Raw genomic sequence first — 24,745 nt, 5'->3', positions numbered from 1 at the left:
CTCGCTCTTGTGGGAGCTGGCTTGCGGGCGATAGGGGCGCAAAGCGCCCCAAGGGATTTCAGCCCTTGCCCAACAGCCGCGCCAGCCCTTCGACAATCGGCGTCGCCTGCGGAAACTCGAACCGCGCCAGCAAACGCTGGTTGTCCGCCCGTGAATGGCGAATGTCACCCGAACGTGCCGCCACATAGCTGACCGCCGGCAAGCTACCCACCACCTTCTCCAGCGCCGCCAGCAACTGGTTCAGCGATGTGGCCTGGTCGAGGCCAATATTCACCGCCCCCTCCTCGACCTGCGGTTGCTCCAGCGCCTGCACCATCACCTGCACCAGGTCGCCCACGTAGAGAAAGTCCCGGGTCTGTTCGCCATCACCGAACACCGTGATCGGCAAGCCCTTCACGGCGCGCTCGGAGAAGATGCTGATCACCCCGGAATACGGCGAGGACGGGTCCTGGCGCGGCCCGAAAATATTGAAGAAGCGGAACACCACCGGCTCCAGGCCATGCTGGCGACGGTAGAAGTCCAGGTACTGCTCACTGGCCAGCTTGTCCACCGCATAAGGGGTCAGCGGCGCCTTGGGGGTGTCTTCGGCGATCGACTCGCCTTCGCCATTGTTGCCATACACCGCCGCACTGGAGGCGAACAGCACCCGGCGCAGGCCATGCACGCGCATGGCTTCGCACACGTTGAGGGTACCGATGAAATTGCTCTGGTGGGTCCGCACCGGGTCATCCACCGAGGCCTGCACCGAAGCCACCGCTGCAAGGTGCACCACGGCACTGCAACCAGCCGCAACCTGCGTGACCAGCTCGGTATCGGCGACATCGCCTTCAACCAGCTCCAGCCGTGGGTGGCCGACCTGCAGGTTGCCCCGCTTCCCAGTGGAGAAGTCGTCGAGAATGCGTACGGCGTAGCCTTTGTCCAACAACGCATCGCACAGGTGGGAGCCAATGAAGCCGGCACCGCCGGTGATCAGGATGGGGGCGTCAGCCATGGCGGTAGAAACGGTCCAGTAGAGGCGGCAAGCCGGCGCGCCAGGCACGCGGCTTGATGCCGAAGGTATGAAGGATTTTCTTGCAGGCCAGTACCGCGTGCTGCGGCTCTTCGCTGGCATCCGGCCGCGCGGCATGGGCCTGCGGCGTCGGCGCCTGCACGGCCAGCTGGCGGTACTGGCCTGCTTCAGCAAGGATCGCCTGGCCCAGCGCCAACGGTGTGGTCGCCTCGTTGCCGGCGTAATGGTAGGTGCCCCACAGCGGCGCACTGCAATCGAGTTGCTTGAGCACCGACAGGATCACCCTGGCGGCGTCGTCGACCGGCGTCGGGTTGCCACGCCGGTCATCGGCCAGCAGCAGCTCCTGAGGTTGCTCGGCGCGGGTCAGGAAGCGGCCCAGCGCCCCGTCGATGCTTTCGTCGAGCAGCCAACCAAAGCGCAACAGCACGTGTTGCGGGCAAGCCGCGCGCACGCTCTGCTCGATGCGCCACAGCGCCTGGCCACGCAGGCCCAGCGGTACCGGCTCGTCCTTTTCGCTGTAGGCCGTGGCCCGCGAACCATCGAACACCCGGTAGCTGGAAGGCTGCACCAAGGTGATCTGGTGGTGCTGGCACAGTTCCGCCAACCGCTCCACAGCCCGCTCCTGCTGGGCCAGGCGCTGCTCGCTGACCGACTCGGCCTGGAACCAGTCGAAGTAATAGGCCAGGTTGACCAGGGCATCGGGACGATGATCGTCGAGCAACTGGGTGAGGCTGGCTGGCGTCCAGCCGTTCTCGGGCGGGCGCGGCGCCAGAAATGCGATGTCCTCTTCGGCCCCAAGACGAATCAGCGCTTGCCCGAGGGCATTGCCACCACCCAACAGCATTAGGCGCATACGCATAGAGTCAGCAGATCCGGAGAGGTTGATTGAAGGAAAGTGGCCATTTTGCGGTTTCCGGGCGGGGAAGTCCAACACCGGACCCTTTCGATGCCACAGGCGGTAGTGATTCCAAAGTTCCACATTTCAACACCACCACAGGCAGAAATCTCCTACGACATACCAGGAACGAGCCGACTTCCGCGCAGCAGCACAACCGCATTGAATAGTCGATTCCCCCACTTGCCAGCCGGGGACTTCACAAAAACAAGTACAGGGAACGTTCAATGCTTCACTCGGAAGTTGCATACCTGGATTTCAGCCCGGAGCAAAGCAAGGCCATAACCTTTGCAAGCCAAGCCATTGCTGACTTGGGTGGACCGGAGGCCAAAGGCGTAGCCTGCGGCCTGACAGCGCACTGTTGATAAACAACAGCCGAGCCTTGCACGGCCGCGACATGGTCCAGGACAACCGGCGCCTGCTCATCCGTCAATTCGGATACTCCCCCTTCGCAGTACCGTTGGTGCTCGCTGAAGACCCGCTGCTGGTGCGTGGCTGATCACAGGAAAACGCTTAATGATCGAATTTGACTTGACGCTTGTTCTGACGCTTGCGCTGGTAGCACTGATGGCCGGCTTTTTCGATGCTATCGCCGGGGGTGGGGGCCTGATCACACTTCCGGTGTTGTTCATTGCCGGTATCGAACCCTTGGCGGCAATTGCCACCAACAAGTTCCAGGCGGCTTCGGCTACGGTTTCGGCCACGTGCGCCTTCGCCCGCAAAGGCATGATCGACTGGCGGCGAGGCAGCCCAATGGCTGTGATGTCGTTTATCGGAGGGGCGTTGGGTGCCTTGTCGATCACCTACGTGCCCAAAAGCGTTCTGCAGGCGTGCGTCCCCCCTCTGCTGATTCTGATAGCCGCCTACTTTGCCTTCAGCCCAAAGCCGAATGAACAAGCGCGCAAGGCAAAGGTATCGACCAGCCTGTTCTGCGTGACGGCAGCGCCGATCATTGGCTTTTATGACGGCATCTTCGGCCCCGGTGTCGGCTCGTTCTTCATGCTGGCCTGCGTGCTCCTGCTGGGCCAGCACCTGATACAAGCCGTGTGTACCAGCAAGCTTTTGAACGCAGCCTGCAACCTGGGCGCATTGTCAGTCTTTTCACTCAGCGGGGCGATCATCTGGCCACTGGCGCTGGCAATGGCGTTCGCGGCTTTTGTGGGGGCTCAACTGGGCGCACGCTGCGCAGTGCACTTTGGCCCCCGGCTGATCAAGCCATTACTGGTCTGTGTTTGCTGCATCATGGCAACCAAGTTGCTGCTCGACCCAGGCAACCCGATTGGCGAGTGGTTACGTCAACTCGTTCTCTGACGGTACATCACTCGATCTCGAACAGACTGTTACGCAGCGGCCCTACGCTCAGGCGTTCACGCACATCGTCATCTATGCGTGGATCATCCGGCCGGTACAGTTTTACCTGCCGGTAGGCATTGATGCGATTGATCTCCTCACCCAGGTACTCCCACACCACCCGGGTGCAGGCAGGGTTGCGCCGGTCGCCACTGGATACGCCGGCCTTCAGGCCGTTCAGGCGGGTGATGCGGCTTTTGAAACTAGGGATGAGGATGGTCTGGCTCATCTCGTTGTAGGTCAGCGACTCGTAGTCGACCAGAAACATCCTGTCCTGCAACTGGAACGCCGCCCCCAGGTAGCGGCAACGCACCTCGGCATGGGGGTCGGTGGCGCTGGAGCGTTCCTGGCGCTCCTGGCGCTCGAACAGAAAGCGCCCGCGCTCTTCCCACAGGTGCACCAGCGACACCAGGATCGTGCCCGGCACCGACATGCAGTTGGAGTACTCCAGGTAGTAACCGCAATAGCGCGACAGGTTACCCGCGTGGTCGTGCAACGGGCGGAACAGTTCGCTGATCGGATCGCCGTGCTGCTCGGCCGGGGTTGATACGCGGGCACCGATCAGGCGGCTGAACTGCTCGGGTGGCAAATTCAGTTCGTAATCCTCGACGCCGAAGAAATCACCGATGCGCTTGAGGTTGTAAGCCGTCGGGCGGCTCTGCCCGCTCAGGTACTTGTTGAATTGCGCGCGGTTTATCGAAAGCTGGCGGCAAACTTCGGAGATAGAGCGGTAGTGGCTGCAGGCCAGTTTGAGGTTGGTAGCGAAATGATCGCTCATGACAGGGGACTCAGGTGACGCGAATGGCGCAAGTGTAGCATCAAGTCGCACCAAAACAGAGCAAGCCGCGAAATTGTAACCACTCTTGTCATAGCCAACCATGCGCCCCAACGAATAGCGGTGCGCCTGCCGTCCGCTGGTCTTTCCACACGAACAATAAGAATCGAGGTCATTTTCCAATGCTCGAAGTACTCAACGATTTCCTCTCGGGGAAACTTCTCATTGTGCTGATCGTAGGGCTGGGTAGCTACTTCACCATCCGTTCCCGGTTCGTCCAGTTCCGTCATTTTGGCCACATGTTCGGTGTGTTCAAAGAATCGCTGCGTGGCCAGGCAGGCCAGCTGAGCTCCTTCCAGGCCCTGATGCTGAGCCTGGCCGGCCGCGTGGGCGCCGGTAACATCGCTGGTGTCGGCATTGCCGTGACCCTGGGTGGACCAGGTGCGGTGTTCTGGATGTGGGTTACCGCACTGGTGGGCATGTCCAGCAGCTTCTTCGAATGCACCCTGGCCCAGGTCTACAAGCGCGCCGATGGCGACGGCCTGTACCGTGGTGGCCCGGCCTACTACATCCAGCACGGCCTGAAGCTGAAAAGCATGGCCATCGTGTTCTCGATCCTGCTGCTGGTCACCTACGGCTTCGCCTTCATCGGCCTGCAGTCGTACACCGTGACCCACTCGCTGCAGAACGCCTTTGCCTTCGACCCCAAGCACACCGGCATCGTCCTCGCCGTGCTGCTGGCCATTACCTTCATCGGCGGCATCAAGCGCATCGCCGCGGTGTCCGACCTGCTGGTACCGGTCAAGACCCTGGCCTACATCGGCGTGACCCTGTACGTGATCGGCACCCAGATCGAGCACGTGCCAGCCATGCTGGAAACCATCTTCAAGAGCGCCTTCGGCCTCGACCCGGCATTCGGGGGCCTGCTCGGCAGCGCCATCGTCATGGGCGTGAAGCGTGGCGTGTTCGCCAACGAAGCAGGCCTGGGCAGTGCGCCGAACGTCGCTGCCGTGGCCGCGGTGAAACACCCGGGCGCCCAGGGCGTGGTCCAGGCCTTCAGCGTGTTCCTCGACACCTTCGTGATCTGCACCTGCACCGCGTTGCTGATCCTGCTGTCGGGCTTCTACACCCCGGGCTTCGAAGGTGACGGCATCGTCCTGACCCAGAACTCGCTGGCCGCCGTAGTGGGTGACTGGGGCCGTGTGTTCGTCAGCGTGGCGTTGTCGCTGTTCGTGTTCACCTGCATCCTCTACAACTACTACCTGGGCGAGAACAGCCTGCAGTTCCTCAGCCGCAACCGCGTGGTACTGATGGTGTTCCGTGGCCTGGTGCTGGCACTGGTGGTATGGGGTTCGATGCAGGACCTGTCGACCGTGTTCGCCTTCGCCGACATCACCATGACCTGCCTGGCCTTCGTCAACCTGATTGCCCTGGCCCTGCTGTTCAAGGTCGGCCTGCGGGTGATGCGCGACTACGACGAGCAGCGCAAGGCCGGTGTCAACCAGCCGGTGTTCGACTCGAGCAAGTTCGCCGACCTGGACCTGGACCGCAATGCCTGGCCTGCCAATCCGCAGGCGGAAACAGCCACTGACAAAGCAGTCGGCGAAGTCCAGACGCAGCGCTGATATTCTCCCCTGCCAGCCGCCCCGTCCGTGGGCGGCTTACCTTTCTCCGCTCACCGCTACGGATACTTCCCATGCGAGCAGTAAAGAATCTCCTCGTGCTCTATACCGGGGGCACCATCGGCATGCTCGAAACCCCCGAAGGCCTGGCGCCGGCAGGTGGTTTCGAAGCGCGCATGCGTGAACACTTCGCCCACATGACCGATGCGCCACAGCTGCGCTGGACCTTGCAGGAACTGGACCCGCTGCTGGACAGCGCCAACATGCAGCAGCACAACTGGCTGGCGATGCGCGATGCCATCGTCGCAGCGGTAGAAGTGGCTGGCCATGATGGCGTGCTGGTGCTGCATGGCACCGACAGCATGGCCTACAGCGCGGCGGCATTGTCGTTCCTGCTGCTGGGCCTGCCGGTGCCGGTGCTGCTGACTGGCTCGATGCTGCCGGCAGGCGCCGCGGACAGCGATGCCTGGGGTAACCTGTGCGGGGCCCTGCGCCAGTTCGAACAGGGGTTGGAAGACGGCGTGCAGCTGTTCTTCCATGGCCAGCTGTTGCATGGCAGCCGGGCGACCAAACTGCGCAGCGAGGCATTCGACGCCTTTGTCGCGCTGCCGCGTCATCGTGACAGCGAGCGGGCCGGGGCGATTCCCGCAGAGCTTGGCTACAAGCACCCGCGCCAGCCGGTGAACCTGGCGGTGGTCCCTGTGTTCCCGGGCCTGCAGGCCAGCCATTTGCAGGCGTTGCTGGGTAGCGGTGTGCAAGGGTTGCTGCTGGAGTGCTATGGCAGTGGTACCGGGCCGTCAGATGACCAGGCATTGCTCGATGTGCTGAGCGCGGCACGCCAGCGCGGCGTGATGCTGGCGGCGATCAGCCAGTGCCCTGAAGGGTCGGTGGTGTTCGATACCTATGCAGCCGGTAACCGCTTGCGCGGGGCCGGGCTGGTCAGCGGTGGCGGCATGACCCGCGAGGCGGCACTGGCCAAGATGGTTGCGTTGCTGGGGGCCGGGCTGGATGTCGACACGGCGGAGCGGTGGTTTGCTTTGGATCTGTGTGGGGAGCGGGCCTGACTGCTGCCTGCTCTGGCCTCTTCGCGGGTGAACCCGCTCCCACAGGGATAACACAAGGCCTGAGGCCGGTGGAGTACCTGTGGTAGCTGGCTTGCCGGCGATAGGGCCCTGACAGGCAAAAGAAAATGGCGGAAGGCAGCGGGAGTCGAACCTGCCCGGGAACGGCTGCCGTCCCCAACCGGGTTTGAAGCCCGGCCGCGCCACCGGGCGCGATTGCCTTCCTTGAACTCAGTGCCTGGCCTGCTGCTGGGCCAGGGCGCTGTCGGCGCGAATGTGACGCTGGTCGGCCACCCTCCGGGTCAGGCCGATGCGGTCGAAGTATTCCAGAATCTGCACACTGCGCTTGCGACCGATGCCCAACATATCGCGAAACGCGGCAACCTGCACTATCGGCGTTTCACTGGCCTGCCCGAGCAGCAGCTCTGCCATGCGCTGTAGCGTCGCCTCAGGGTAGAACAGGTCGCGCACCACCTGGTGCACCATGCCCAACCGGGCCAACTTGCGCAGCAACAGGCGCACATCGGCTTCGGCACAATTTTCCTCACTGGCCAGCGTCCTGACCCAAGGTGGATCGTATTGCCCGGCCAGCAACTTCGGTTGCAGGCTCGCCCATAACACACTGTCAGCTTCGCTCAACTGCACCTTGTGATCGGGCAGGTGCAGCCAAGGCCCGCTGCTGGCAATTGCGCCGTCCCCGAGCAACTCATCCAGCAGGCTGACAAAAGCAGGCCGCTCCAGCGGCAAGGCAGCAAAGCGGCGCAGGCGGTCGCGGTCCGGGCCGAGCTGGTCGGGCTCCTGCTCATGGAACCGCGCCAGCTGCTCCAACACCTGGCGCTTGAGCGCCTGCCACCGGGCGCAGGCAAACAACAGTTGGCCCTGCCGAGTGGCCACCACCAGCACATCTTCCGGCAACTGCCAGGTTTCTCGCAGGCGATTGAACTGTCGCTCCAGGCGCTGCGGGTCGATACCCCCTGGTGCGCTGGCGAGCAGTGCAGGCAGGGCCTGCTCAAGGTCCTCGGCATCACGCAGCACCTGCAATTGGCGCAGGCGCTCATCACTACGACGCTGACGGCTTGGCGCGAACGGGTCGAGCACTTTGCCGCCACCCAAGGTGCGCTGGGCACGCTGGTCGCGCAGCACCACGCGGTCGCCGTGTACCGCCTGCAACGGCGCGTTGAGCAGCAACTGGGCGAACATGCGCTGGCCCGCAGCCAGGGTTTCACCCTCGAGCAAGGCCACCCGCGCGGTTACGTCCTGGGTGCCGAGGTGCACGTGCACAGCACTGAAATGTTCGAAGGTCCGGGTCTCGCCCGGCAACAGGTTCAGCTCGATATCCACCCGCACGCTGGGCGCATGCAGCCACTCGGGCACCAGCCAGTCACCCCGGCGCACCTGCTCCACCGCCAGGCGTTCGGCAGCGATGTTCAGTGCCACCCGCTGGCCCGCCTCGGCCACCAGCGCGGCCTGGTTCTGCGCATGCAGGCCACGCACCCGCACCGGTTTACCGGCCTTGCCCAGCAACAAGGTGTCGCCGGCACTGACCCGCCCGGCCAGCGCCGTACCCGTGATCACCACACCCGCACCGGTAACGGCGAAAGCGCGGTCGACGGCCAGGCGGAAACCGCCGCGCACACTGCGCTGACGCACGCGCTGTTGAGCGGCCAGCAAGGCCTGGCGCAAGGCATCGATACCTTCGCCGGTCACACTCGACAACGGAAACTGCCATGCACCGGCATATGGGCCCGGCGCCAGAAGTTCGCTGACCTCTGCCTGCACTTCGGCCAGGCGGGCAGGCTCTACCCGGTCGCATTTGCTGATCGCCACAAGAGCCTGTGGGATGCCCAGCAGCTCGATGATCGCCAGGTGCTCGCGGGTTTGTGGCATCACTCCGTCGTCGGCCGCCACCACCAACAGCACCAGGTCGATGCCGTGGGCGCCGGCCAGCATGTTGTGGATAAAGCGCTCATGGCCCGGTACGTCGATGAAGCCGGTCAGCGCTGCCCCCTCGGTCAGCGCCGCATAGCGGTAGCCAAGGTCGATGGTCATGCCACGGGCGCGCTCCTCCTGGCGATGGTCACCGGCCTGGCCGGTCAGGGCCTGGAGCAGTGCGGTCTTGCCATGGTCGATGTGGCCGGCGGTACCAACGATCACTGTACCGGCCCCAGCTGCAGGGCGGGCAACTGCGCCAGCCACTGGGCCTCATCATCCAGCTGGCGCAGGTCCAGCCACAAGGCATCGTCGGCGATGCGGCCGAGCACCGGCACCGGCAAGTCACGCAAGGCCCGCTCCAGTACATGCAGGCTGCGCCCGCGCAGCTTCTTCGACACCTGCGGGCGCAGGCACAACGCTGCGCTCGGCAGGCGGGCCACCGGTTGGCTGCCGCTGCCGATCATGCCCAACGCCGGTTCCACGCTGACTGCCCATTGCTCGCCGAGGCGGGCCTTGAGCTCTGGCGCCAGGCGCTCGGCCTGGGCCTGGATTTCGGCTTGGCTGCGGGTCAGCAGGCGCAGGCTGGGCAGGCGCTCGGCCAGGCGGTCGGGATTGCGGTACAGCGCCAGCACCGCTTCGAGTGCGGCAAGGGTGATCTTGTCGACCCGCAGCGCGCGCTTGAGCGGGTTCTTCTTGATCCTGGCGATCAGCTCCTTGCGCCCGACGATGATCCCGGCTTGCGGCCCGCCCAGCAGCTTGTCGCCGCTGAAGGTGACGATATCGGCGCCGTCAGCCAGGGCCTGGCGCACGGTCGGCTCGGCGGGCAGGCCCCAGCGGGTAAGGTCGAGCAGGCTGCCACTGCCCAGGTCTTCAAGCAGCGGCAAGTCATGTTGGTGGGCGATGCGCGCCAGCTCGGCGGTGGGCACCTGGGTAGTGAAGCCCTGGATGCTGTAGTTGCTGCAATGCACCCGCATCAGCAGGCCGGTACGTGGGTTGATGGCAGCCTCGTAGTCGCGGGCATGGGTGCGGTTGGTGGTGCCGACTTCGTGCAGCTTCACGCCGGCGCGGGCCATGATGTCGGGGATGCGGAAGGCACCGCCGATCTCGATCAGTTCACCGCGGGAGATGATGCCTTCCTTGCGTGCGCCCAGGCTGTTGAGCGCCAGCAGCACCGCGGCGGCGTTGTTGTTGACCACGGTGACGGCTTCGGCGCCGGTCAGCTCGCGGATCAGGCCTTCGATCAGGTCGTCACGGTCGCCGCGCTTGCCGGTGGCCAGGTCGAATTCCAGGTTGAGCGGGTAACGGGCGGCGGTCTGCATGGCCTCGATGGCCTCCTCTGGCAACAGGGCGCGGCCGAGGTTGGTGTGCAACACAGTGCCTGTGAGGTTGAACACACGGCGGACCTGGCTGCGTTGCTGGGTGGCCAGGCGCTCGCCGGTGCGGCCCAGCAGGACATCAGCGGCCAGCTCGGCGGCGCTGAGCTGGCCGTGGCGGGCGGGGTCTCGCAGGTCGTCGAGCAGTTGGCGCAGGGTGGACAGGACTGCCTCGCGGCCGTGGCGGTCGATCAGCGGAAGGCAGGCTGGGTGGCGCAAGAGGGTATCGATGGAGGGCAGGCGTGGGGTATCGCTGGCTAGGCTGGAGGACATGCGGTACTACCTTGGACTATTCCGTTGTCTGTACTGGCCTCTTCGCGGGTAAACCCGCTCCTACAGGGGCCGCGCAAGCCTAAAAAGCTGCGCGGGCCCTATGGGAGCGGGTTTACCCGCGAAGAAGGCGACTCGGTCTTACAGTGTAGACACTCTCCACTACCCGGGCGCGAACATCAGGTTCGGTGCCAACCGATGGAAGCCCTCCTCGTCCAGGCGAATGTCCAGTGCCAGGCTGGCCAGGTCATCGGCCAGCGGCTCGGCCGCCGCATCGTTTTCCAGGTAGTTCTGCTTCAGGTAGTTCTCGCACTCCGGGCAGCACTCCGCCCGTAGCGGCGCCTTGCCCAGTGCATGGCGGTCATCGTCAAGGCTGGTATAGCGCAGGTCCTTGCTCGACTCGCAATACACGCACTTGACCCGCACCACATGCCATTCGCAGGCGCACAGCGAACAGGCCAGGTAGCGCAGGCCATTGTGCTTGCCGCGGTTGCGTACCACCCCGGCCATCGCCGGCGAACCGCAGGCCGGGCACTGGGCAAGGCTGCCAGCAGGCTTGAGTTCGGGCGCGGGCAATGCCAACAGCCAGCTGGACCACGCCGCCTGCAAGGCCGCGCCAATGAACGGCACCAGCGCTGCGGGTACCGCGTCGTACTGGCCGCCGAGCAAGGCGATGCCCCAGCCCTTGCGCTGCTCGCCATCACTGCCGCGCAGCACCTGCAACGCATCACCTAGCGGACCGCCAGTTTCACCCTCAAAGCGTTCGAGCAAGGCCTGCAACCAGACCAGCCACGGCCCTTCACGCACCAGGCTGTCCGCGGCCAACGGCGGCAAACCATGACTTATGCACAGGCGCTGACGCTCCTCGGCCACCGGCATGCCAGCGGGCGGGTTATCCACAAGCTGCTGCTGGATACGGCACAAACGAGCCACCAGCTTCAGGTATTGGCCAAGGGCATTGCCCTCGGCCAGCTGCTCCAGGCGCGCAGCGCGCAGTTCGAACAGGTTGGCGGGGGGCAGGTGCAGAAACGGCGGCATCACCGCCGACGCTTCGATCTGCCCGGGTTCGAGTATCGTGCTCAAGCGCTCATCCTTCTTTTCGTCCGTGATTGCCCGGCGTCTTGTCACCGGTCACTTCCCGGTACCACAACTCATGGTGCTTGCGCGCCCAGGCGCGGCTGACCCAGCCATGCAGCATGGCGCCGATCGAGCCCTTGATCCAGATGCCGGCGTAGATGTGCACGATGATGCTGAGGATCAGCACGAATGCCGCCAGGGCGTGGAGCAAGGTGGCGAGGCGAATGGCGCCGATGTCGAAGTAATGACTGAACCAGGCACGCCAGATCACCACGCCGCTGATCAACAGCACCAGCATGCACAGCAACAGGGTCCAGAACAGCAGCTTCTGCCCGGCGTTGTACTTGCCGATCGGTGGCACGCCGTCTTCCCTGTTCAGCATGACCCGATCGATACGCCGCAGCCATAGCCGATCATTGGCAGTGATGAAGTTCGCGCGCCAGAAACGCAGCACCAGGCCGAGGAAGAACACGAACATCGCCACACCCAGGAACGGATGCAGAATGCGCGTCCACGGCCCACCGCCGAACAGGTGGCTGAGCCAGAACAGCGCCGGATGGAACAGCGCCAGTCCCGACAGGCCAGCCAGGATGAACAGGATCGCGACGACCCAGTGGTTGCTGCGCTCGTTGGCGTTGTAGCGCAGGATGGGTTTGTTGTCGTTCATGGTCGCTGCTCCCCCTGCCCACCGGGCTTGGTCGGATCATAGACATGGACCGACGGGTCCACCTGGTGCACGCTTTCATCCACTGGTGTCGGGTGTTCGTCCTCCTCCACCCTCTGTGGCCCGACCCGCACATAGTGGAAGAACCCGGCCAGCACCGCCGCGCCCATGGCCAGCAGCGCCAGCGGCTTGGTGATGCCCTTCCACAGCCCGACCAGCGGGCTGATCACCGGCTGATCCGGCAGGCCGGCATACAGCTTCGGCGTGTCGGCATGGTGCAGCACATACATCACGTGGGTGCCACCGACGCCGTCCGGGTCGTACAGCCCGGCATTGTCGTAGCCTCGCGACTTGAGGTCGACGATGCGCTCGGCAGCATGCACCTTCATCTCGTCCTTGGTGCCGAACACGATTGCCCCGGTCGGGCAGGTTTTCACGCAGGCCGGCTCCAGGCCCACGGTCACGCGGTCGGAACACAGGGTGCACTTGTATGCCTTGTGGTCCTTCTGCGAGATGCGCGGGATGTTGAACGGGCAACCGGTGATGCAGTAACCGCAACCGATGCAGTGGTCCTGGTTGAAGTCGACGATGCCGTTGGCGTGCTTGATGATCGCCCCCGGGCTCGGGCAGGCCTTCAGGCAACCTGGCTCGGCGCAGTGCATGCAGCCGTCCTTGCGAATCAGCCACTCCAGGTTGCCGTCGTCGCGCTCGTGCTCGGTGAAGCGCATCAGGGTCCAGGTCTCGGCAGTGAGGTCCTGGGGGTTGTCGTAGGTGCCGTGGTTGTGGCCGACCTCGTCACGCAGTTCGTTCCACTCCGAACACGCCACCTGGCAGGCCTTGCAGCCGATGCACTTGGTGGTGTCGATCAGCTTGGCGACTTCCTGCTGCTGGCGTACCGAAGGCGGTACGGTGGTGGTGGCCGAGCGGGCGATGATGTCTTGGCTGGCCATCAGAGTTTCTCCACTTTGACGAGGAACGACTTGGACTCTGGCGTCTGGGTATTGCCGTCACCCAGGAAAGGCACCAGGGTGTTGGTCAGGTAGCCATGCCGTGTTGCCCCGGTGAAGCCCCAGTGCAGCGGAATGCCGATCTGGTGCACGGTCTGGTTGTTGACCTTGAGCGGGCGAATCCGCTTGGTCACCACCGCCACCGCATCGATATGCCCGCGTTTGCTCGACACACGCACCCGGTCACCGGCCTTGATACCCTTCTCGTTGGCCAGCACCTCGCCGATTTCGACGAACTGCTCGGGCTGGGCGATAGCGTTGAGCCGGCAATGCTTGCTCCAGAAGTGGAAGTGCTCGGTCAGCCGGTAGGTGGTCGCCGCGTAAGGGAACTCGTCGTGCTTGCCGAGGGTGTCCCATACCGAGTCGAAGATCCGGCCGGCCGGGTTGCTGGTAGCCTTCTTGTTCTGCGGATGCAGCGGGTTGATGCCGATCGGCGTCTCGAACGGCTCGTAGTGCTCGGGGAACGGGCCTTCGGCCATCTTGTCGATGGCGAAGAACCGCGCCACGCCTTCAGGGTTCATGATGAACGGGTTCATCCCCGCCTCAGGCGGCGAGTCGACCTTGAAGTCGGGCACGTCAGTGCCGGTCCAGGCCTTGCCGTTCCACCATACCAGGCGCTTCTTCTCCGGGTCCCACGGCTTGCCTTGCGGGTCGCTGGATGCACGGTTGTAGAGGATGCGGCGGTTGGCAGGCCAGGCCCAGGCCCAGTTCTGCACCTGGTGCATGCCGTACGGGTCGCTGTTGTCACGGCGAGCCATCTGGTTGCCCTGCTCGGTCCAGCTGCCGGCGAAGATCCAGCAGCCGGACGCAGTGCTGCCGTCATCCTTGAGCTGGCCGAAGCCCGCCAGTTGCTGGCCGGCCTTGATCACGGCCCCGGTCGGGTCGGTGACGTCAGCTACCGCCCAGCCATTCATTTCCTTGGCCAGTTCCTCCGGGGATGGCTCTTCGGCAATCTTGTAGGGCCAGCTGATGTTCATCAGCGGGTCGGGGTAGGCGCCGCCCTCGGCCTGGTAGCGTCGGCGCAGGCGCAGGAACAGCTCGCTCATGATGTGCACATCGGTGCGCGTCTCGCCCGGGCCGTCGGCACCTTTCCAGTGCCACTGCAGCCAGCGGCTGCTGTTGACCAGCGAGCCGTCCTCTTCAGCGAAGCAGGTGGTGGGCAGGCGGATCACTTCGGTCTGGATGTTGGCCGTATCGACATCGTTGAACGGCCCGGCGTTGCGCCAGAACTCCGAGGTCTCGGTGGCCAGCGGGTCCATGATCACCAGCCACTTGAGCTTGGCCAGCGCCGCGGTGACGCGGTTCTTGTCCGGCAACGCGGCAATCGGGTTGAAGCCTTGGCACATGTAGCCGTTGACCTTGCCCTGGCTCATCATCTCGAACATGCGCAGCACATCGTAGGCCGGGACATCGAGCTTGGGCAGCCAGTCGTAGCCCCAGTTGTTCTCCGCCGTGGCATTGGCGCCGTACCAGGCTTTCATCAGGCTGACATGGAACTTGCCGTAGTTCTGCCAGTACGACAGTTGCCCAGGGCGCAGCGGCTTGGAGGCGCGCTTGTCGATGTACGCGGCGTAGTCCTGCTCGGCATCGCCGGCCAGGGTCAGGTAACCCGGCAGCGAGTTGGACAGCAGGCCGAGATCGGTCAGGCCCTGGATGTTGGAGTGCCCACGCAAGGCGTTGACCCCGCCACCCGGCATGCCGACGTTACCCAGCAGCAGCTGGACCATGGCCGCACTGCGGATGATCTGTGCGCCTATGGAGTGCTGGGTCCAGCCAAGTGCGTAGAGGATCGTCATGGTCTTGCCCGGAATCGAGCAGGTGGCGATCTCTTCCCAGATCTTCAGCATGGCGTCTTGCGGCATGCCACAGGTCATGCTGGCCAGTTCCGGGGTATAGCGGCTGTAGTGCTGTTTCATCAGCTGGAACACGCAGCGCGGGTGCTGCAGGGTCGGGTCGACCTTGGCAAAACCGTCCTCACCCAGCTCGTAACCCCAACCGGATTTGTCGGCATACACGCGCTTGGCCTCGTCGTAACCGCTGAACAGGCCATCCTCGAAGCCATAGTTCTCTTTGACGATGAACGACACGTCGGTGTAGTTGCGCACGTACTCGTGCTGGATCTTGTCGTTGCTCAGCAGGTAATTGATCAGCCCGCCCATGAAGGCGATGTCGGTACCGGTACGGATCGGTGCGTAGTAGTCCGCCACCGAAGCGGTACGGGTGAACCGGGGGTCGACCACGATCAGCCGCGCCTTGTTGTGCGCCTTGGCCTCGGTCACCCACTTGAAGCCGCAAGGATGCGCTTCTGCTGCGTTGCCACCCATCACCAGGACCAGATTCGCGTTAGCGATATCGGACCAGTGGTTGGTCATGGCGCCACGGCCGTACGTCGGGGCAAGACTTGCCACCGTCGGGCCATGTCAGACACGAGCCTGGTTATCGAACCCCAGCATGCCTGTTGCGCGGACGACCTTGTGGGTCAGGTAACCAGCCTCGCTGGAGGCGGCGGAGGCAGCGAGAAAACCGGTGGTGAGCCAGCGGTTGACCGTTTGCCCCTGGGCGTTCTTTTCAATGAAGTTGGCGTCGCGGTCCTGCTTCATCAGGTCGGCGACGCGATCGAGCGCCTCGTCCCAGCTGACCCGCACCCACTCCTTGCTGCCCGGCTTGCGTACCTCGGGGTACTGCAGGCGGCTCGGGCTGTGGATGAAGTCCAGCAGGCCGGCGCCTTTAGGGCAGAGGGTGCCGCGGTTGACCGGGTGGTCGGCGTCACCTTCGATATGGATGATGTTCTGTTTGACGTTCTTGCCCGCATCGCCCTGGCTGTACATGATCAGGCCGCAGCCGACCGAGCAGTAGGGGCAGGTGTTACGGGTTTCCTTGGTATGCGCCAGCTTGAAGTGACGCACCTGCTCGGCGAATGCTGGTGTCGGGGCCATGCCCAACGCCGCAAGGCTCGAGCCTCCAAGGCCGACGGCGGCGACCTTGAAGAACTGCCGACGGTTCAGGTCCATCGTGCACTCCTGATCAGATGGTGGACGCACGGAACATGGCCGGCGCCTCTTGGTAGTCACGGTGACGGCCGGTTGATGGCCGCCAACAGGTAAGACTAGCCAAGAATCAGGAAGGTGCGATGACATGGGTCAGCTGAGGGCGCTGTGTTGCCTGATTCGCGGGTGAACCCGCTCCCACAGGTACTGCACTTGCCCAAGCCGTCGCGCTTTCCTGTGGGAGCGGGCATGTCCGCGAACACCGGCAACGCCGGTGCCATTCACCACCGGCCGATCAGCAAAGCGGCAGGTTGCGCACCACGTTCAGCGCTGCACTGCTCTGGGCCACCGGCATGATCTCGATGGTATTGATGTTCACATGCGCCGGCTGCTCGGCAATCCAGGCCACCGTGGCCGCGATGTCCTCGGGCAGGATGGCCTGCACATCCCGGTACAGGGCCTGCACGGCATCCAGGTCACCGTTCAGGCGCACCACCGAGAAATCGGTGCCCGAGCACAGCCCCGGCTCGATATTGCTCACCCGCACGCGAGTGCCTGCCAGGTCGGCGCGCAGGTTGAGGCTGAACTGCCGGACAAAGGCCTTGCTGGCGCCATACACGTTGCCGCCCGGGTAGGGGTAGGTCCCGGCGATCGAGCCGATGTTGATGATCATGCCGCTGTCGGCTTCCACCATATGCGGCAGGACCTTGTGGGTGACCATGGCCAGGCCGGTAATGTTGGTGTCGATCATCCGCTGCCAGTTTTCTGCGCTGCTGGCCTGGGCACGGTCTACGCCCAGCGCCAGCCCGGCGTTGTTGACCAGCAGGTCGATCTGCAGCGAAGCATCGCGAATTTGCCCGACTGCCGCCTCAAGCGACACCGGGTCGGTCACATCGAGTGCCAGCGGAATGAAGTTGACGCCCAGTTCGGCTTCCAGCGCCTGCAGTTTGTCCATGCGCCTGGCGCCACCGATCACGCGGTAGCCTTTGCCGATCAGGGTACGGCAGATGGCGCGGCCAAAGCCCGAGGAGGCGCCGGTTACGAATGCGGTTTTCATCAGTTTTCTCCTATGGATGGGGTCAGGCCAGGTACTTCACGCCCAGGCTGGTGAACAGGCAGAGCATCGAGAACACCAGCACCTTGCGTACCACTTCGTTGCCCTTGCGCAGGGCCAGGGCGCTGCCCAGGTGGTTGCCGAGAATGTTGCAGGCCACCAGCGGCAAGGCCAGCAGGTAGACGACCTTGCCGGCCATGATGAAGGCCACCAGGGCGCCGATGTTGGATGCGAAGTTGAAGGTCTTGGAGTTGGCCGAGCTGGAGACCAGGTCCATGCGCAGCAGGTAATGGAAGGCGATGATGAACATGCTGCCGGTACCAGGGCCGAAGAAGCCGTCATAGAAGCCGATGGCCAGGCAGGTCAGCGGGACCACGGTGAACAGCATGCGCGATGACAGTTCGCGCTCCTCGACCGGGCGATCCTTGGGCGTGAGGAAGATGAGGATGCCCAGCGGGATCAGCGCCAGGATGATCTTGCCCACGGTTTCCTGGGAGATCGACACGATCAGGTGTGCGCCCAGGTAGGCACCGAGCAGCGAGAACGGCACGCCGACCAGCGCCACCTGCCAGACCATCTTGCTGTTGGCCAGGAAGTTGCGGATGGCCGCCAGGGTGCCAAGGGTACTGACCAGTTTTTCCTGGCCGAGCGCCACTTGCGGCGGCATGCCGACCAGCAGGAAGCCCGGCACCAGGAACAGCCCGCCGCCCCCGGCGATGCTATCGACGAAGCCGGCGACGAAGGCGATCGCGCCCAGCATGAGAATCGCCAGCAGCCAGTGTTCCGCCCAAAAAGCGCCTAACAGTTCCATAAAAATGCTTCCGTCGAGTCAGTGAAAGGGATCAGGAGAGAACTTCGTAAAGATGGTCGGCCCGGGCGAAGTGCACCCGGTTCAGGTCGTTGACCGCGAACAGGCGCAACAGCCAGCGGTCGGCGCCATCGTTCTGCGGCTCGAAGCCATCGCGGGCATGCAGCACGCGCTGGTTCTTGAAGATCATGAAGTCGCCCGGCAGCAGCAGGTGCGGCTCATCGAAGCAGCGGGTTTCCAGCACGCTGCGCAGGCTGCCCAGGGCCTGCTCGGCGCGCAGGTTCAGGCCGTGGGTGTTCTCGCTGTCGAAGCGACACAGCCATTCTCCAGCGTGGCCACGCACCAGAACCGGCAACTCTGCGGTACAACGACGCTTGCCGGTGAACGAGTCCGGGCGGCGAATTTCGAATTGCGGCAGGCACAGTTCACGCACGGTCGATGCAGGCAGCGCCTCGACCACCGCATCGAGGTTGACCAGCGTGGTGCTGATCCGCGGGTCGCAGCGCATGCCGAAGAACGACAGGTACTCCGGGCAGCAGGAAGCGCTGCCCAGTGGCTCCGAAGACAGCGGCAGGTCCGGGTTATCCACATGGTAGGAAAAGCGCAGTCGCGAACCATGGGAACTCTTGTGGCTGGAAGAATTGCGCGACGGGATCACATGGCGGAACAGGCGGCCATCGTTCTCACCTTCATAAACAACCGGGTTGATGCCCATCAGGCTCTGCATGGTCAGGCTGACCAGGCAGGCAATGGGCGTGCTCCGCGGGCTGAGTACACCTGAATAAGGCGTGGGTGGGATGTCCTGATCACGGGGGCAGTTGCGCACGATCATACTGGTGAGGTGCGGGTCTTCAACGAAGCCACGGATGCGCTGGCACAGGGCCTTCCCCAGCACTTCCTGCGCCTGGTCCTTGAGCTGTGGATAAAGTTCTTTGCTCGTCTCGAAATCGAGCGGGGTGTTGTTCAGCAGGGTTTGCCAGGCGCTGGAGATGACCCAGGGCAGGCGGATCTCGAGTGAGGTCTGAGGCTCGGCCCCTTGTTGCAGGTGTGCGCTTTCCATTTCGAGTGATATTCCGTTGAGCTGGCTTGAGGCCGTCGGTGTCGTGCTAAGCCGGGCAGAGGCGGCAGACGTTGTATTTTTTGAAGCCGTTCACAGCTATGCGATGGCAGCGCTGGAAGCCACTGGGGCATTCGCACATTGCATCGACGCAATCATTGTAATTACAAAACTTGAGTCGATTCAATCCATTTCCAGCGGTGCAAAAATACCTGATTGCATCGAATCAACCAACTCATTGATTTCAAAAGATTTCTGCTTGCCTTCGCAAGCAACACGTATTCTTAAGAAGATACAGTCGCTTCGCAGACGAATAGCTGATACCGAACAAGACAAACAAAAAACGACTCAATCGTGGCAATTTACCCGTAAAAAACACAATTACTTCCATCAGACCTTTCGTGCTAGGCTTCCGCGTTCTCGCAGATTCTGGTGCCATTTCTATGTGGGTTCCTCACTACAGCGACCTGGCGCAGCCGGTCTACCTGATGATCGCCGACGCCTTGGAGCAGGACATTGGCAGTGGCCGGCTGGTGGCTGGCGAACGCTTGCCGACACTCAAGGACCTGGCCGAGTCCCTGAACGTGACCCCCGGCACCATCGGCCGCGCCTATGACGAAGCCGCCAAGCGCGGCCTGGTGGTGGGTGAAGTCGGCCGCGGCACGTTCGTGCTGCAGCAACGGCAGTTGCAAGGGTCTGCCCCTGTGCCGGCCGCACCGCCGAAGCCTGCAACCGCGCAGCGTGAAAGCGCCCAGATCGACCTGTCGATCATCAAGCCCAACGATGCCCACATGACCGACTGGCTGCGCGGGGCCATAAACGAGTTGGCCGCCTCGCCAGACTTGGGGCAGGTACTCGATTACGTCACCGAGGGCGGTCACGCGACCCACAAGCAGGCAGGTGCCGCCTGGATCCAGCGCTGGCTGCCCGAGGCGCGCTGGCAGCAGGTGGTGCTCACTTCGGGTGCCCAGCACGGCCTGCTGGTGGCCATCAGCAGCCTGTCGAAAAGTGACGATGTGGTGCTGTGCGAGTCGTTCTGCTACCCAGGCATCATCTCCCTGGCGCACAGCATGGGCCGCCGCCTGCGCGGCGTCGCCATGGACGAGCACGGCCTGATTCCCGAGGCATTGCGTGCGGCCTGTGTGGAACACCGCCCTTCCCTGCTGGTGTGCGTCACCACCCACCAGAACCCTACCAATTCAATCATGCCCCACGCACGGCGCCAGGCTATCGCCGAGATCGCCCGAGAGTTCGACTTGTTCATCGTCGATGACGATATCTACGGCTTTCTCGAGCCCGCACCGGATTACCAGCCACTGGCCGCTTATGCGCCCGAGCGCTCGGTATACCTCACCAGCCTGTCCAAAAGTGTGCTGCCGGCGCTGCGCATCGGCTATCTGTACGCCCCACCGCAAACCCTCTCGCGCCTGTCGTCGATGGTCCGCAGCAGTGTCTGGATGCCGTCACCACTGATGGCGCAACTGGCCAGCAACCTGATCAACAGCGGCATGGCCGACCAACTGGTGCGGGTTCAGCAGGAAGAAGCAGCCGCGCGCCAGCAAATGGCCCGGGAGATTCTTGGCAAGTACAAGATCCGCAGCCAGCCGAACAGCTTCCACATCTGGCTGGAGTTGCCGGAGCCGTGGACCAGCGACGAGTTCGCCAACCTGGCACGCAACAACGGCGTCACGGTAGTCAGTGGCAGCCAGTTCCTGCCAGAACGCAGCCACGCCACCTGCGGCGTGCGCATCGCCTTGATGGCGCCCAAGCGCGAGGAACTGGGTTTTGCCTTGACCAAGTTGGCCAGCTTGCTGGATTCGCCGGAGCCGCGGTTGTTCTACTGAAACGCTGGCTGATTGGACCCGCCCTCACAGGATTGCGCCATCGCTATAGCAGAAACTCACGCAACCTGTGGGAGCGGGCATGCCCGCGAACACCGGCGTAGCCGGTGCCATCCATCGCGTCGCCTGCTTCGCGGGCTTGCCCGCTCCCACAGCGTGTGTGCCAGCTTTTAGATTTACTGCAAAACAGCGCCCCCCGTACATTCAGGCCATGGCTCGGATGAATGCAGCACCTGAGCTTATCGGGGTCAGCCAAACAGGTGCAGCAGAACGGCACCCGCCAAAACCAGGCTTACGCCCACCACCTGAAAACACGACAACCGCTCCCGATAGAAGAAGAAGCCTAGTATCGCAGCGATTCCGCCCGACAGGGTGCTGATCACCGTGACAATGGAAATCGAACCATTGAGCGCCCCCCAGGAAAAGGCAGAAAAGCCACCTAGGTTAAACAGGCTGGCACCGCACAATGTCGCACAGGTTCTTGGGCTGATTGCCGACCAACCTCTAATCAGCCTGATCGCTTCGGGCATCAGGAAGAGCACTCCCACTGCGTAGCCTAGCGCCAACATATTCACAGGGCCGAGCGATGGCAAAGCATATTTCCCCTGAAGCCAGAAACTGACGCCGTAGAGCACCGCCGCCAATAAAGCAAAAACCACCGGTAAACGGCTCCTCGAGTACCCCCGCTCATCCGCTTTGCTATCGCTACCACTGGCCAACAGCACACCAAAGAAACAGGTCAGCAAGCCTACAATCTGCCAAGGCGACAATTCATCACCACCCAGCCAGGCCAGTAACGTCGTAAAGATTCCATACGAGGTGACCAGCGGGGCCACGACTGCGGTTTTACCATTAGCAAAAGCCTTGGAAAGTGACAGCGCCCCCAATACTGTACAAAGCGCTGCAACGCCACCGATTAGCAAAGCACTAGCAGGCGCCACCAGCACCTTCTCCAACTGATTTGCCGAAATGGAGACGATCACGCCCATCAGTAGCAGACCTAATACCTGTCCAAAAAAGACAGCTCGGCGAATTCCAACAGCTCGGGCGTTTACCCCCACCAGGAAATCCGTGCCCCCCCAAAGCACAGCGGCTAGCAAACCCATGACGACGTCCATGCTTAGACTCCTTTGGGTGGCTGATACTGAGGACAGCCCTTTAAGTAAGAAACACTCTTGAATCAATAATGAATTGGATACCTAGCAAGTTCGAACTTACTCGCCCGACTGCAAATTGAGAGATACACTGAAGTTATCTCCCCCCAGATGCCGAACGAACACCTGATCGCTAACATCTCGCCCCTCTTCCGTTACAAACCTGTAACGAGACAGAAGAAATTCCTCCTGGTAAATAATTCCGTCATTCCTCTGCTTCCCTCCCCACGCCATCATCGACCCGCCGACCACTGTAACGAGAACGGGATACGCTTGTATGTATTGGATTAGGGTGGGGCCTGAAAAAAGGTCATAATAGATAACCTCAGGTCCAAATAGCTTGATGCCAACGCCCAGCGCCGAAATTGCGAAACCAATGACTATTAGTAGCCTGCCGTAAAACACAGGGTCCCCAGCAGGCCCCTCAAGATGAGCTGCATACATCTCGGAAAAACCAGAGACATTATAATTTTGCGCATCTGACCTAAGATCTACTTGGCCTGATAGGCATTCCTTCTCGGCGATTTGCATGATCCACTCCCTGAAAAGTTGATACTAAGCGATCAGGGCAGGCAAAAGTGCACTTCACTAGAACTACAGAAACATCTGACATCCGAAGTTAGCGTTTCCTATAACCAAATAAAATTGGAAACTTCTTCCAAACGCGTTTTACAGGCAAGCCCGCTTAGCAGTACTCCTGTTTACCCACAAAAAAACCCAGGGCAGCTGCCCTGGGTTTCTGGTCCTGCTAGACGCTCAACCGCTCTGATCAGAACGGAATATCGTCATCGAAGCTGTCGAAGTCAGCCGCCGGCTGCGGGGCTGGCTGCTGCGGTGCCGGGCGCTGAGGAGCCTGCTGCGGGCGCTGGGCCTGCTGGCGTGGCGGAGCCTGGTTGTACTGTTGCTGCTGGCCGCCACCGTAGTTGCCGCCACCCTGGTTGTACGGGTCACCGCCCTGCTGCTGGCCCTGCGGACGACCGCCGAGCAGCTGCATGGTGCCATTGATGTCGACGATGATTTCGGTGGTGTAGCGCTTGATACCGTCTTTTTCCCACTCGCGGGTCTGCAGCTTGCCTTCGATGTAGCACTGCGAACCCTTGCGCAGGTATTCGCCGGCAATTTCGGCAACCTTGCCGAACAGCGACACACGGTGCCACTCGGTACGCTCGACCTTCTGGCCGGACTGCTTGTCGGTCCACTGCTCGCTGGTGGCCAGGCTCAGGTTGGTCACGGCGTTACCGTTGGGCAGGTAGCGGACTTCGGGATCCTGGCCACAAGTGCCGACCAGAATGACTTTGTTAACCCCACGGGCCATAACGTTCTCCTAGGCTTCGCACGCCGAAGAGGCCGGGTTCACCAGGCGCTCGAGGGTCGTACGGTCCAAAATTTTCGTATCCAGTTTGATATAGATGGCAGCTTCTTCCGCCACCACGACGGCGTCGGTCACACCCGGTACGGCCATCAGGCGCTCGGTCAGGCCGGCTTCCCGGACCGCCTCTGGCGTCAGCGGCATGCGCAGGCTGGTCACATAGGGCGGCTCGTTCATGCGCAAGGCGACGACCAACCAGATGGCACACAGTACCGCACAACCGAGGAACACCATGTTCAGCCCGCCGTGCTGGAACAACCAGCCACCGAGGATTCCTCCCAGGGCAGCGCCGAGGAACTGGCTGGTGGAGTAGACCCCCATTGCCGTCCCCTTGCCACCTGCAGGCGACACCTTGCTCACCAGCGAAGGCAGCGATGCCTCCAGCAGGTTGAATGCAGTAAAGAATACCACGGTGCCGATCACCAGTCCGCGCAAACCGTCAGCCCACTGCCAGAAGAACACCTCCACCAGCAGCAACACACTGACCGCCCCGGCCAGCACGCGTTTCATCTTGCGCTTTTTTTCGCCATAGATGATGAACGGGACCATTGCAAAAAATGAGATGAACAACGCGGTCAGGTACACCCACCAGTGCTGTTCCTTCGGCAGGCCGCCGCGCTCGACGAAGGCCAGTGGCAATGCGACGAAGCTGGCCATGAGGATGGCGTGGAGGATAAAAATACCCACATCCAGGCGCAGAAGGTCCGGATGGCGCAGGGTCGGGCCGATGGCCTGGCGCGCCACACCCGACTCACGGTGCTGCAGAATGCTGTGGGCATTGGGCACGACAAAGGCGATCAGCAGGATGCCGACCAGGGCAAGTCCTGCCGTGGCGAGGAACAATCCTGACAACCCGAAGGCGCCGGTCAACAATGGGCCGACGACCATGGCGACAGCAAACGACAGGCCGATGCTCATGCCGATCATGGCCATGGCTTTGGTCCGGTGCTGCTCGCGAGTGAGGTCGGACAGCAGCGCCATGACCGCAGCGGAAATCGCCCCGGCGCCCTGCAGGATGCGCCCGGCAATCACCCCCCAGATGGAGTCGGCCTGGGCCGCCAGTACGCTGCCCAGGGCAAAGATGACTAGCCCCAGGTAAATCACCGGCCGGCGACCGATGCGGTCGGAAATCATCCCGAACGGGATCTGCAATACGGCCTGGGTCAGGCCATAGGCGCCAATGGCCAGGCCGATCAGCGCCGGCGTGGCACCGGCCAGGTCCATGCCGTAGGTGGCCAGCACCGGCAAGACCATGAACATGCCCAGCATACGAAAGGCAAAGACCAGGGCCAGGCCGCCAGCGGCGCGGGTTTCGCCGCCACTCATGCGCTCGTTGTGGGTGTCGTGCATGGATTAACCTCGTGTGAACCGGCGGCGATTCTATCAGTCCGACAGCTTGACGGCATCTACGCGACGCTTTGCCGCGTACTGGCAGGGGGC

At 62.8% G+C, this 24,745-nt stretch carries 20 protein-coding genes and 1 tRNA gene; 4 read left to right on the top strand and 17 right to left on the bottom strand.

Annotated elements, in window-relative coordinates; all coding sequences use genetic code 11:
• Positions 1 to 58: 58 nt before the first annotated feature.
• A complete protein-coding gene (locus JV551A3_RS03995; RefSeq protein ID WP_133970138.1) occupies positions 59 to 991 on the bottom strand; it encodes an NAD-dependent epimerase/dehydratase family protein in 933 nt (310 codons plus the stop codon).
• Positions 984 to 1,868: a sugar nucleotide-binding protein gene (locus JV551A3_RS03990; RefSeq protein WP_024086179.1), complete on the bottom strand. Its 885-nt coding sequence runs from the start codon at positions 1,866 to 1,868 to the stop codon at positions 984 to 986. Before JV551A3_RS03990 ends, JV551A3_RS03995 begins: the two co-directional genes overlap by 8 nt.
• A 552-nt stretch (positions 1,869 to 2,420) precedes the next feature.
• On the opposite strand from JV551A3_RS03990, the gene JV551A3_RS03985 reads away from it, so the two are divergent.
• A complete protein-coding gene (locus JV551A3_RS03985) occupies positions 2,421 to 3,215 on the top strand; it encodes a TSUP family transporter (protein WP_133970137.1) in 795 nt (264 codons plus the stop codon).
• Between the two features lie 7 nt (positions 3,216 to 3,222).
• Here the strand turns inward: JV551A3_RS03985 and JV551A3_RS03980 are convergent, their stop codons facing one another.
• On the bottom strand, positions 3,223 to 4,032 hold the full coding sequence (locus JV551A3_RS03980; RefSeq protein ID WP_112254080.1) for a helix-turn-helix domain-containing protein: 810 nt from the start codon (positions 4,030 to 4,032) through the stop codon (positions 3,223 to 3,225).
• 179 nt (positions 4,033 to 4,211) lie between these two features.
• On the opposite strand from JV551A3_RS03980, the gene JV551A3_RS03975 reads away from it, so the two are divergent.
• Entirely contained in the window at positions 4,212 to 5,654 is a 1,443-nt protein-coding gene (locus JV551A3_RS03975) for an alanine/glycine:cation symporter family protein (protein ID WP_133970136.1), read from the top strand.
• A gap of 71 nt (positions 5,655 to 5,725) precedes the next feature.
• On the top strand, positions 5,726 to 6,715 hold the full coding sequence (locus tag JV551A3_RS03970; protein WP_133978350.1) for an asparaginase: 990 nt from the start codon (positions 5,726 to 5,728) through the stop codon (positions 6,713 to 6,715).
• A gap of 126 nt (positions 6,716 to 6,841) precedes the next feature.
• On the opposite strand, the gene JV551A3_RS03965 is transcribed toward JV551A3_RS03970, so the two are convergent.
• The 10 genes from JV551A3_RS03965 to JV551A3_RS03915 all read right to left on the bottom strand — a co-directional run bounded on the left by JV551A3_RS03965 (position 6,842) and on the right by JV551A3_RS03915 (position 18,944).
• A tRNA-Sec gene (locus JV551A3_RS03965) sits at positions 6,842 to 6,937 on the bottom strand.
• A gap of 6 nt (positions 6,938 to 6,943) precedes the next feature.
• Positions 6,944 to 8,866, bottom strand: coding sequence for a selenocysteine-specific translation elongation factor (gene selB, locus JV551A3_RS03960; protein WP_133970134.1), 1,923 nt, complete (start codon positions 8,864 to 8,866; stop codon positions 6,944 to 6,946).
• A complete protein-coding gene (selA, locus tag JV551A3_RS03955; protein WP_133970133.1) occupies positions 8,863 to 10,290 on the bottom strand; it encodes an L-seryl-tRNA(Sec) selenium transferase in 1,428 nt (475 codons plus the stop codon). The genes selB and selA overlap by 4 nt, the downstream gene beginning before the upstream one ends.
• 159 nt (positions 10,291 to 10,449) lie before the next feature.
• Positions 10,450 to 11,370 carry a formate dehydrogenase accessory protein FdhE gene (fdhE, locus tag JV551A3_RS03950; protein WP_133970132.1) on the bottom strand — a complete coding sequence of 307 codons (921 nt, stop codon included), beginning with the start codon at positions 11,368 to 11,370 and terminating at the stop codon, positions 10,450 to 10,452.
• Between the two features lie 4 nt (positions 11,371 to 11,374).
• Positions 11,375 to 12,031, bottom strand: a complete 657-nt coding sequence (locus JV551A3_RS03945) for a formate dehydrogenase subunit gamma (protein ID WP_112254074.1) — start codon at positions 12,029 to 12,031, stop codon at positions 11,375 to 11,377.
• Positions 12,028 to 12,978 (bottom strand): formate dehydrogenase subunit beta, encoded by a 951-nt coding sequence (gene fdxH, locus JV551A3_RS03940; RefSeq protein WP_133970131.1) that lies wholly within the window; start codon positions 12,976 to 12,978, stop codon positions 12,028 to 12,030. Before fdxH ends, JV551A3_RS03945 begins: the two co-directional genes overlap by 4 nt.
• The gene (fdnG, locus tag JV551A3_RS03935; RefSeq protein ID WP_137010654.1) at positions 12,978 to 16,046 is read right to left on the bottom strand and encodes a formate dehydrogenase-N subunit alpha; all 3,069 of its coding nucleotides are present in this window, start codon (positions 16,044 to 16,046) and stop codon (positions 12,978 to 12,980) included. The genes fdxH and fdnG overlap by 1 nt, the downstream gene beginning before the upstream one ends.
• A gap of 271 nt (positions 16,047 to 16,317) precedes the next feature.
• Entirely contained in the window at positions 16,318 to 17,079 is a 762-nt protein-coding gene (locus JV551A3_RS03925) for an SDR family NAD(P)-dependent oxidoreductase (RefSeq protein WP_133970129.1), read from the bottom strand.
• 22 nt (positions 17,080 to 17,101) lie between these two features.
• A complete protein-coding gene (locus tag JV551A3_RS03920) occupies positions 17,102 to 17,887 on the bottom strand; it encodes a sulfite exporter TauE/SafE family protein (protein WP_114167936.1) in 786 nt (261 codons plus the stop codon).
• A gap of 31 nt (positions 17,888 to 17,918) precedes the next feature.
• Positions 17,919 to 18,944, bottom strand: a complete 1,026-nt coding sequence (locus JV551A3_RS03915; protein WP_133970128.1) for a TauD/TfdA family dioxygenase — start codon at positions 18,942 to 18,944, stop codon at positions 17,919 to 17,921.
• A 440-nt stretch (positions 18,945 to 19,384) separates the two neighbouring features.
• Between JV551A3_RS03915 and JV551A3_RS03910 the strand changes: the two genes are divergently transcribed.
• Entirely contained in the window at positions 19,385 to 20,785 is a 1,401-nt protein-coding gene (locus JV551A3_RS03910) for an aminotransferase-like domain-containing protein (protein WP_133970126.1), read from the top strand.
• Between the two features lie 245 nt (positions 20,786 to 21,030).
• On the opposite strand, the gene JV551A3_RS03905 is transcribed toward JV551A3_RS03910, so the two are convergent.
• The 4 genes from JV551A3_RS03905 to JV551A3_RS03890 all read right to left on the bottom strand — a co-directional run bounded on the left by JV551A3_RS03905 (position 21,031) and on the right by JV551A3_RS03890 (position 24,655).
• Positions 21,031 to 21,900, bottom strand: coding sequence for a DMT family transporter (locus JV551A3_RS03905; protein ID WP_133970125.1), 870 nt, complete (start codon positions 21,898 to 21,900; stop codon positions 21,031 to 21,033).
• A 96-nt stretch (positions 21,901 to 21,996) separates the two neighbouring features.
• Complete coding sequence (locus tag JV551A3_RS03900) at positions 21,997 to 22,467, bottom strand: hypothetical protein (protein ID WP_133970124.1); 471 nt, start codon at positions 22,465 to 22,467, stop codon at positions 21,997 to 21,999.
• A 238-nt stretch (positions 22,468 to 22,705) separates the two neighbouring features.
• Positions 22,706 to 23,251: a single-stranded DNA-binding protein gene (locus JV551A3_RS03895; RefSeq protein WP_003255446.1), complete on the bottom strand. Its 546-nt coding sequence runs from the start codon at positions 23,249 to 23,251 to the stop codon at positions 22,706 to 22,708.
• A gap of 9 nt (positions 23,252 to 23,260) precedes the next feature.
• Positions 23,261 to 24,655 carry an MFS transporter gene (locus JV551A3_RS03890; protein WP_133970123.1) on the bottom strand — a complete coding sequence of 465 codons (1,395 nt, stop codon included), beginning with the start codon at positions 24,653 to 24,655 and terminating at the stop codon, positions 23,261 to 23,263.
• Positions 24,656 to 24,745 lie beyond the last annotated feature (90 nt).

This window comes from Pseudomonas inefficax (assembly GCF_900277125.1).
Taxonomy (GTDB): Bacteria; Pseudomonadota; Gammaproteobacteria; order Pseudomonadales; family Pseudomonadaceae; genus Aquipseudomonas; species Aquipseudomonas inefficax.
Note: the sequence above shows the minus strand (reverse complement) of the source record. Positions and strands in the feature narration are given on the sequence as shown.

Bases quoted from the DNA above. Each gene is read 5' to 3' on its own strand.
- JV551A3_RS03945 (WP_112254074.1), bottom strand. From the start codon at position 12,031: ATGAACGACAACAAACCCATCCTGCGCTACAACGCCAACGAGCGCAGC.
- JV551A3_RS03910 (WP_133970126.1), top strand. From the start codon at position 19,385: ATGTGGGTTCCTCACTACAGCGACCTGGCGCAGCCGGTCTACCTGATG.
- selA (WP_133970133.1), bottom strand. From the start codon at position 10,290: ATGTCCTCCAGCCTAGCCAGCGATACCCCACGCCTGCCCTCCATCGAT.
- JV551A3_RS03895 (WP_003255446.1), bottom strand. From the start codon at position 23,251: ATGGCCCGTGGGGTTAACAAAGTCATTCTGGTCGGCACTTGTGGCCAG.
- JV551A3_RS03975 (WP_133970136.1), top strand. From the start codon at position 4,212: ATGCTCGAAGTACTCAACGATTTCCTCTCGGGGAAACTTCTCATTGTG.
- JV551A3_RS03920 (WP_114167936.1), bottom strand. From the start codon at position 17,887: ATGGAACTGTTAGGCGCTTTTTGGGCGGAACACTGGCTGCTGGCGATT.
- JV551A3_RS03970 (WP_133978350.1), top strand. From the start codon at position 5,726: ATGCGAGCAGTAAAGAATCTCCTCGTGCTCTATACCGGGGGCACCATC.
- JV551A3_RS03925 (WP_133970129.1), bottom strand. From the start codon at position 17,079: ATGAAAACCGCATTCGTAACCGGCGCCTCCTCGGGCTTTGGCCGCGCC.
- JV551A3_RS03890 (WP_133970123.1), bottom strand. From the start codon at position 24,655: ATGCACGACACCCACAACGAGCGCATGAGTGGCGGCGAAACCCGCGCC.
- JV551A3_RS03905 (WP_133970125.1), bottom strand. From the start codon at position 21,900: ATGGACGTCGTCATGGGTTTGCTAGCCGCTGTGCTTTGGGGGGGCACG.
- JV551A3_RS03990 (WP_024086179.1), bottom strand. From the start codon at position 1,868: ATGCGTATGCGCCTAATGCTGTTGGGTGGTGGCAATGCCCTCGGGCAA.
- JV551A3_RS03995 (WP_133970138.1), bottom strand. From the start codon at position 991: ATGGCTGACGCCCCCATCCTGATCACCGGCGGTGCCGGCTTCATTGGC.
- JV551A3_RS03980 (WP_112254080.1), bottom strand. From the start codon at position 4,032: ATGAGCGATCATTTCGCTACCAACCTCAAACTGGCCTGCAGCCACTAC.
- JV551A3_RS03915 (WP_133970128.1), bottom strand. From the start codon at position 18,944: ATGGAAAGCGCACACCTGCAACAAGGGGCCGAGCCTCAGACCTCACTC.
- JV551A3_RS03900 (WP_133970124.1), bottom strand. From the start codon at position 22,467: ATGCAAATCGCCGAGAAGGAATGCCTATCAGGCCAAGTAGATCTTAGG.
- fdxH (WP_133970131.1), bottom strand. From the start codon at position 12,978: ATGGCCAGCCAAGACATCATCGCCCGCTCGGCCACCACCACCGTACCG.
- JV551A3_RS03985 (WP_133970137.1), top strand. From the start codon at position 2,421: ATGATCGAATTTGACTTGACGCTTGTTCTGACGCTTGCGCTGGTAGCA.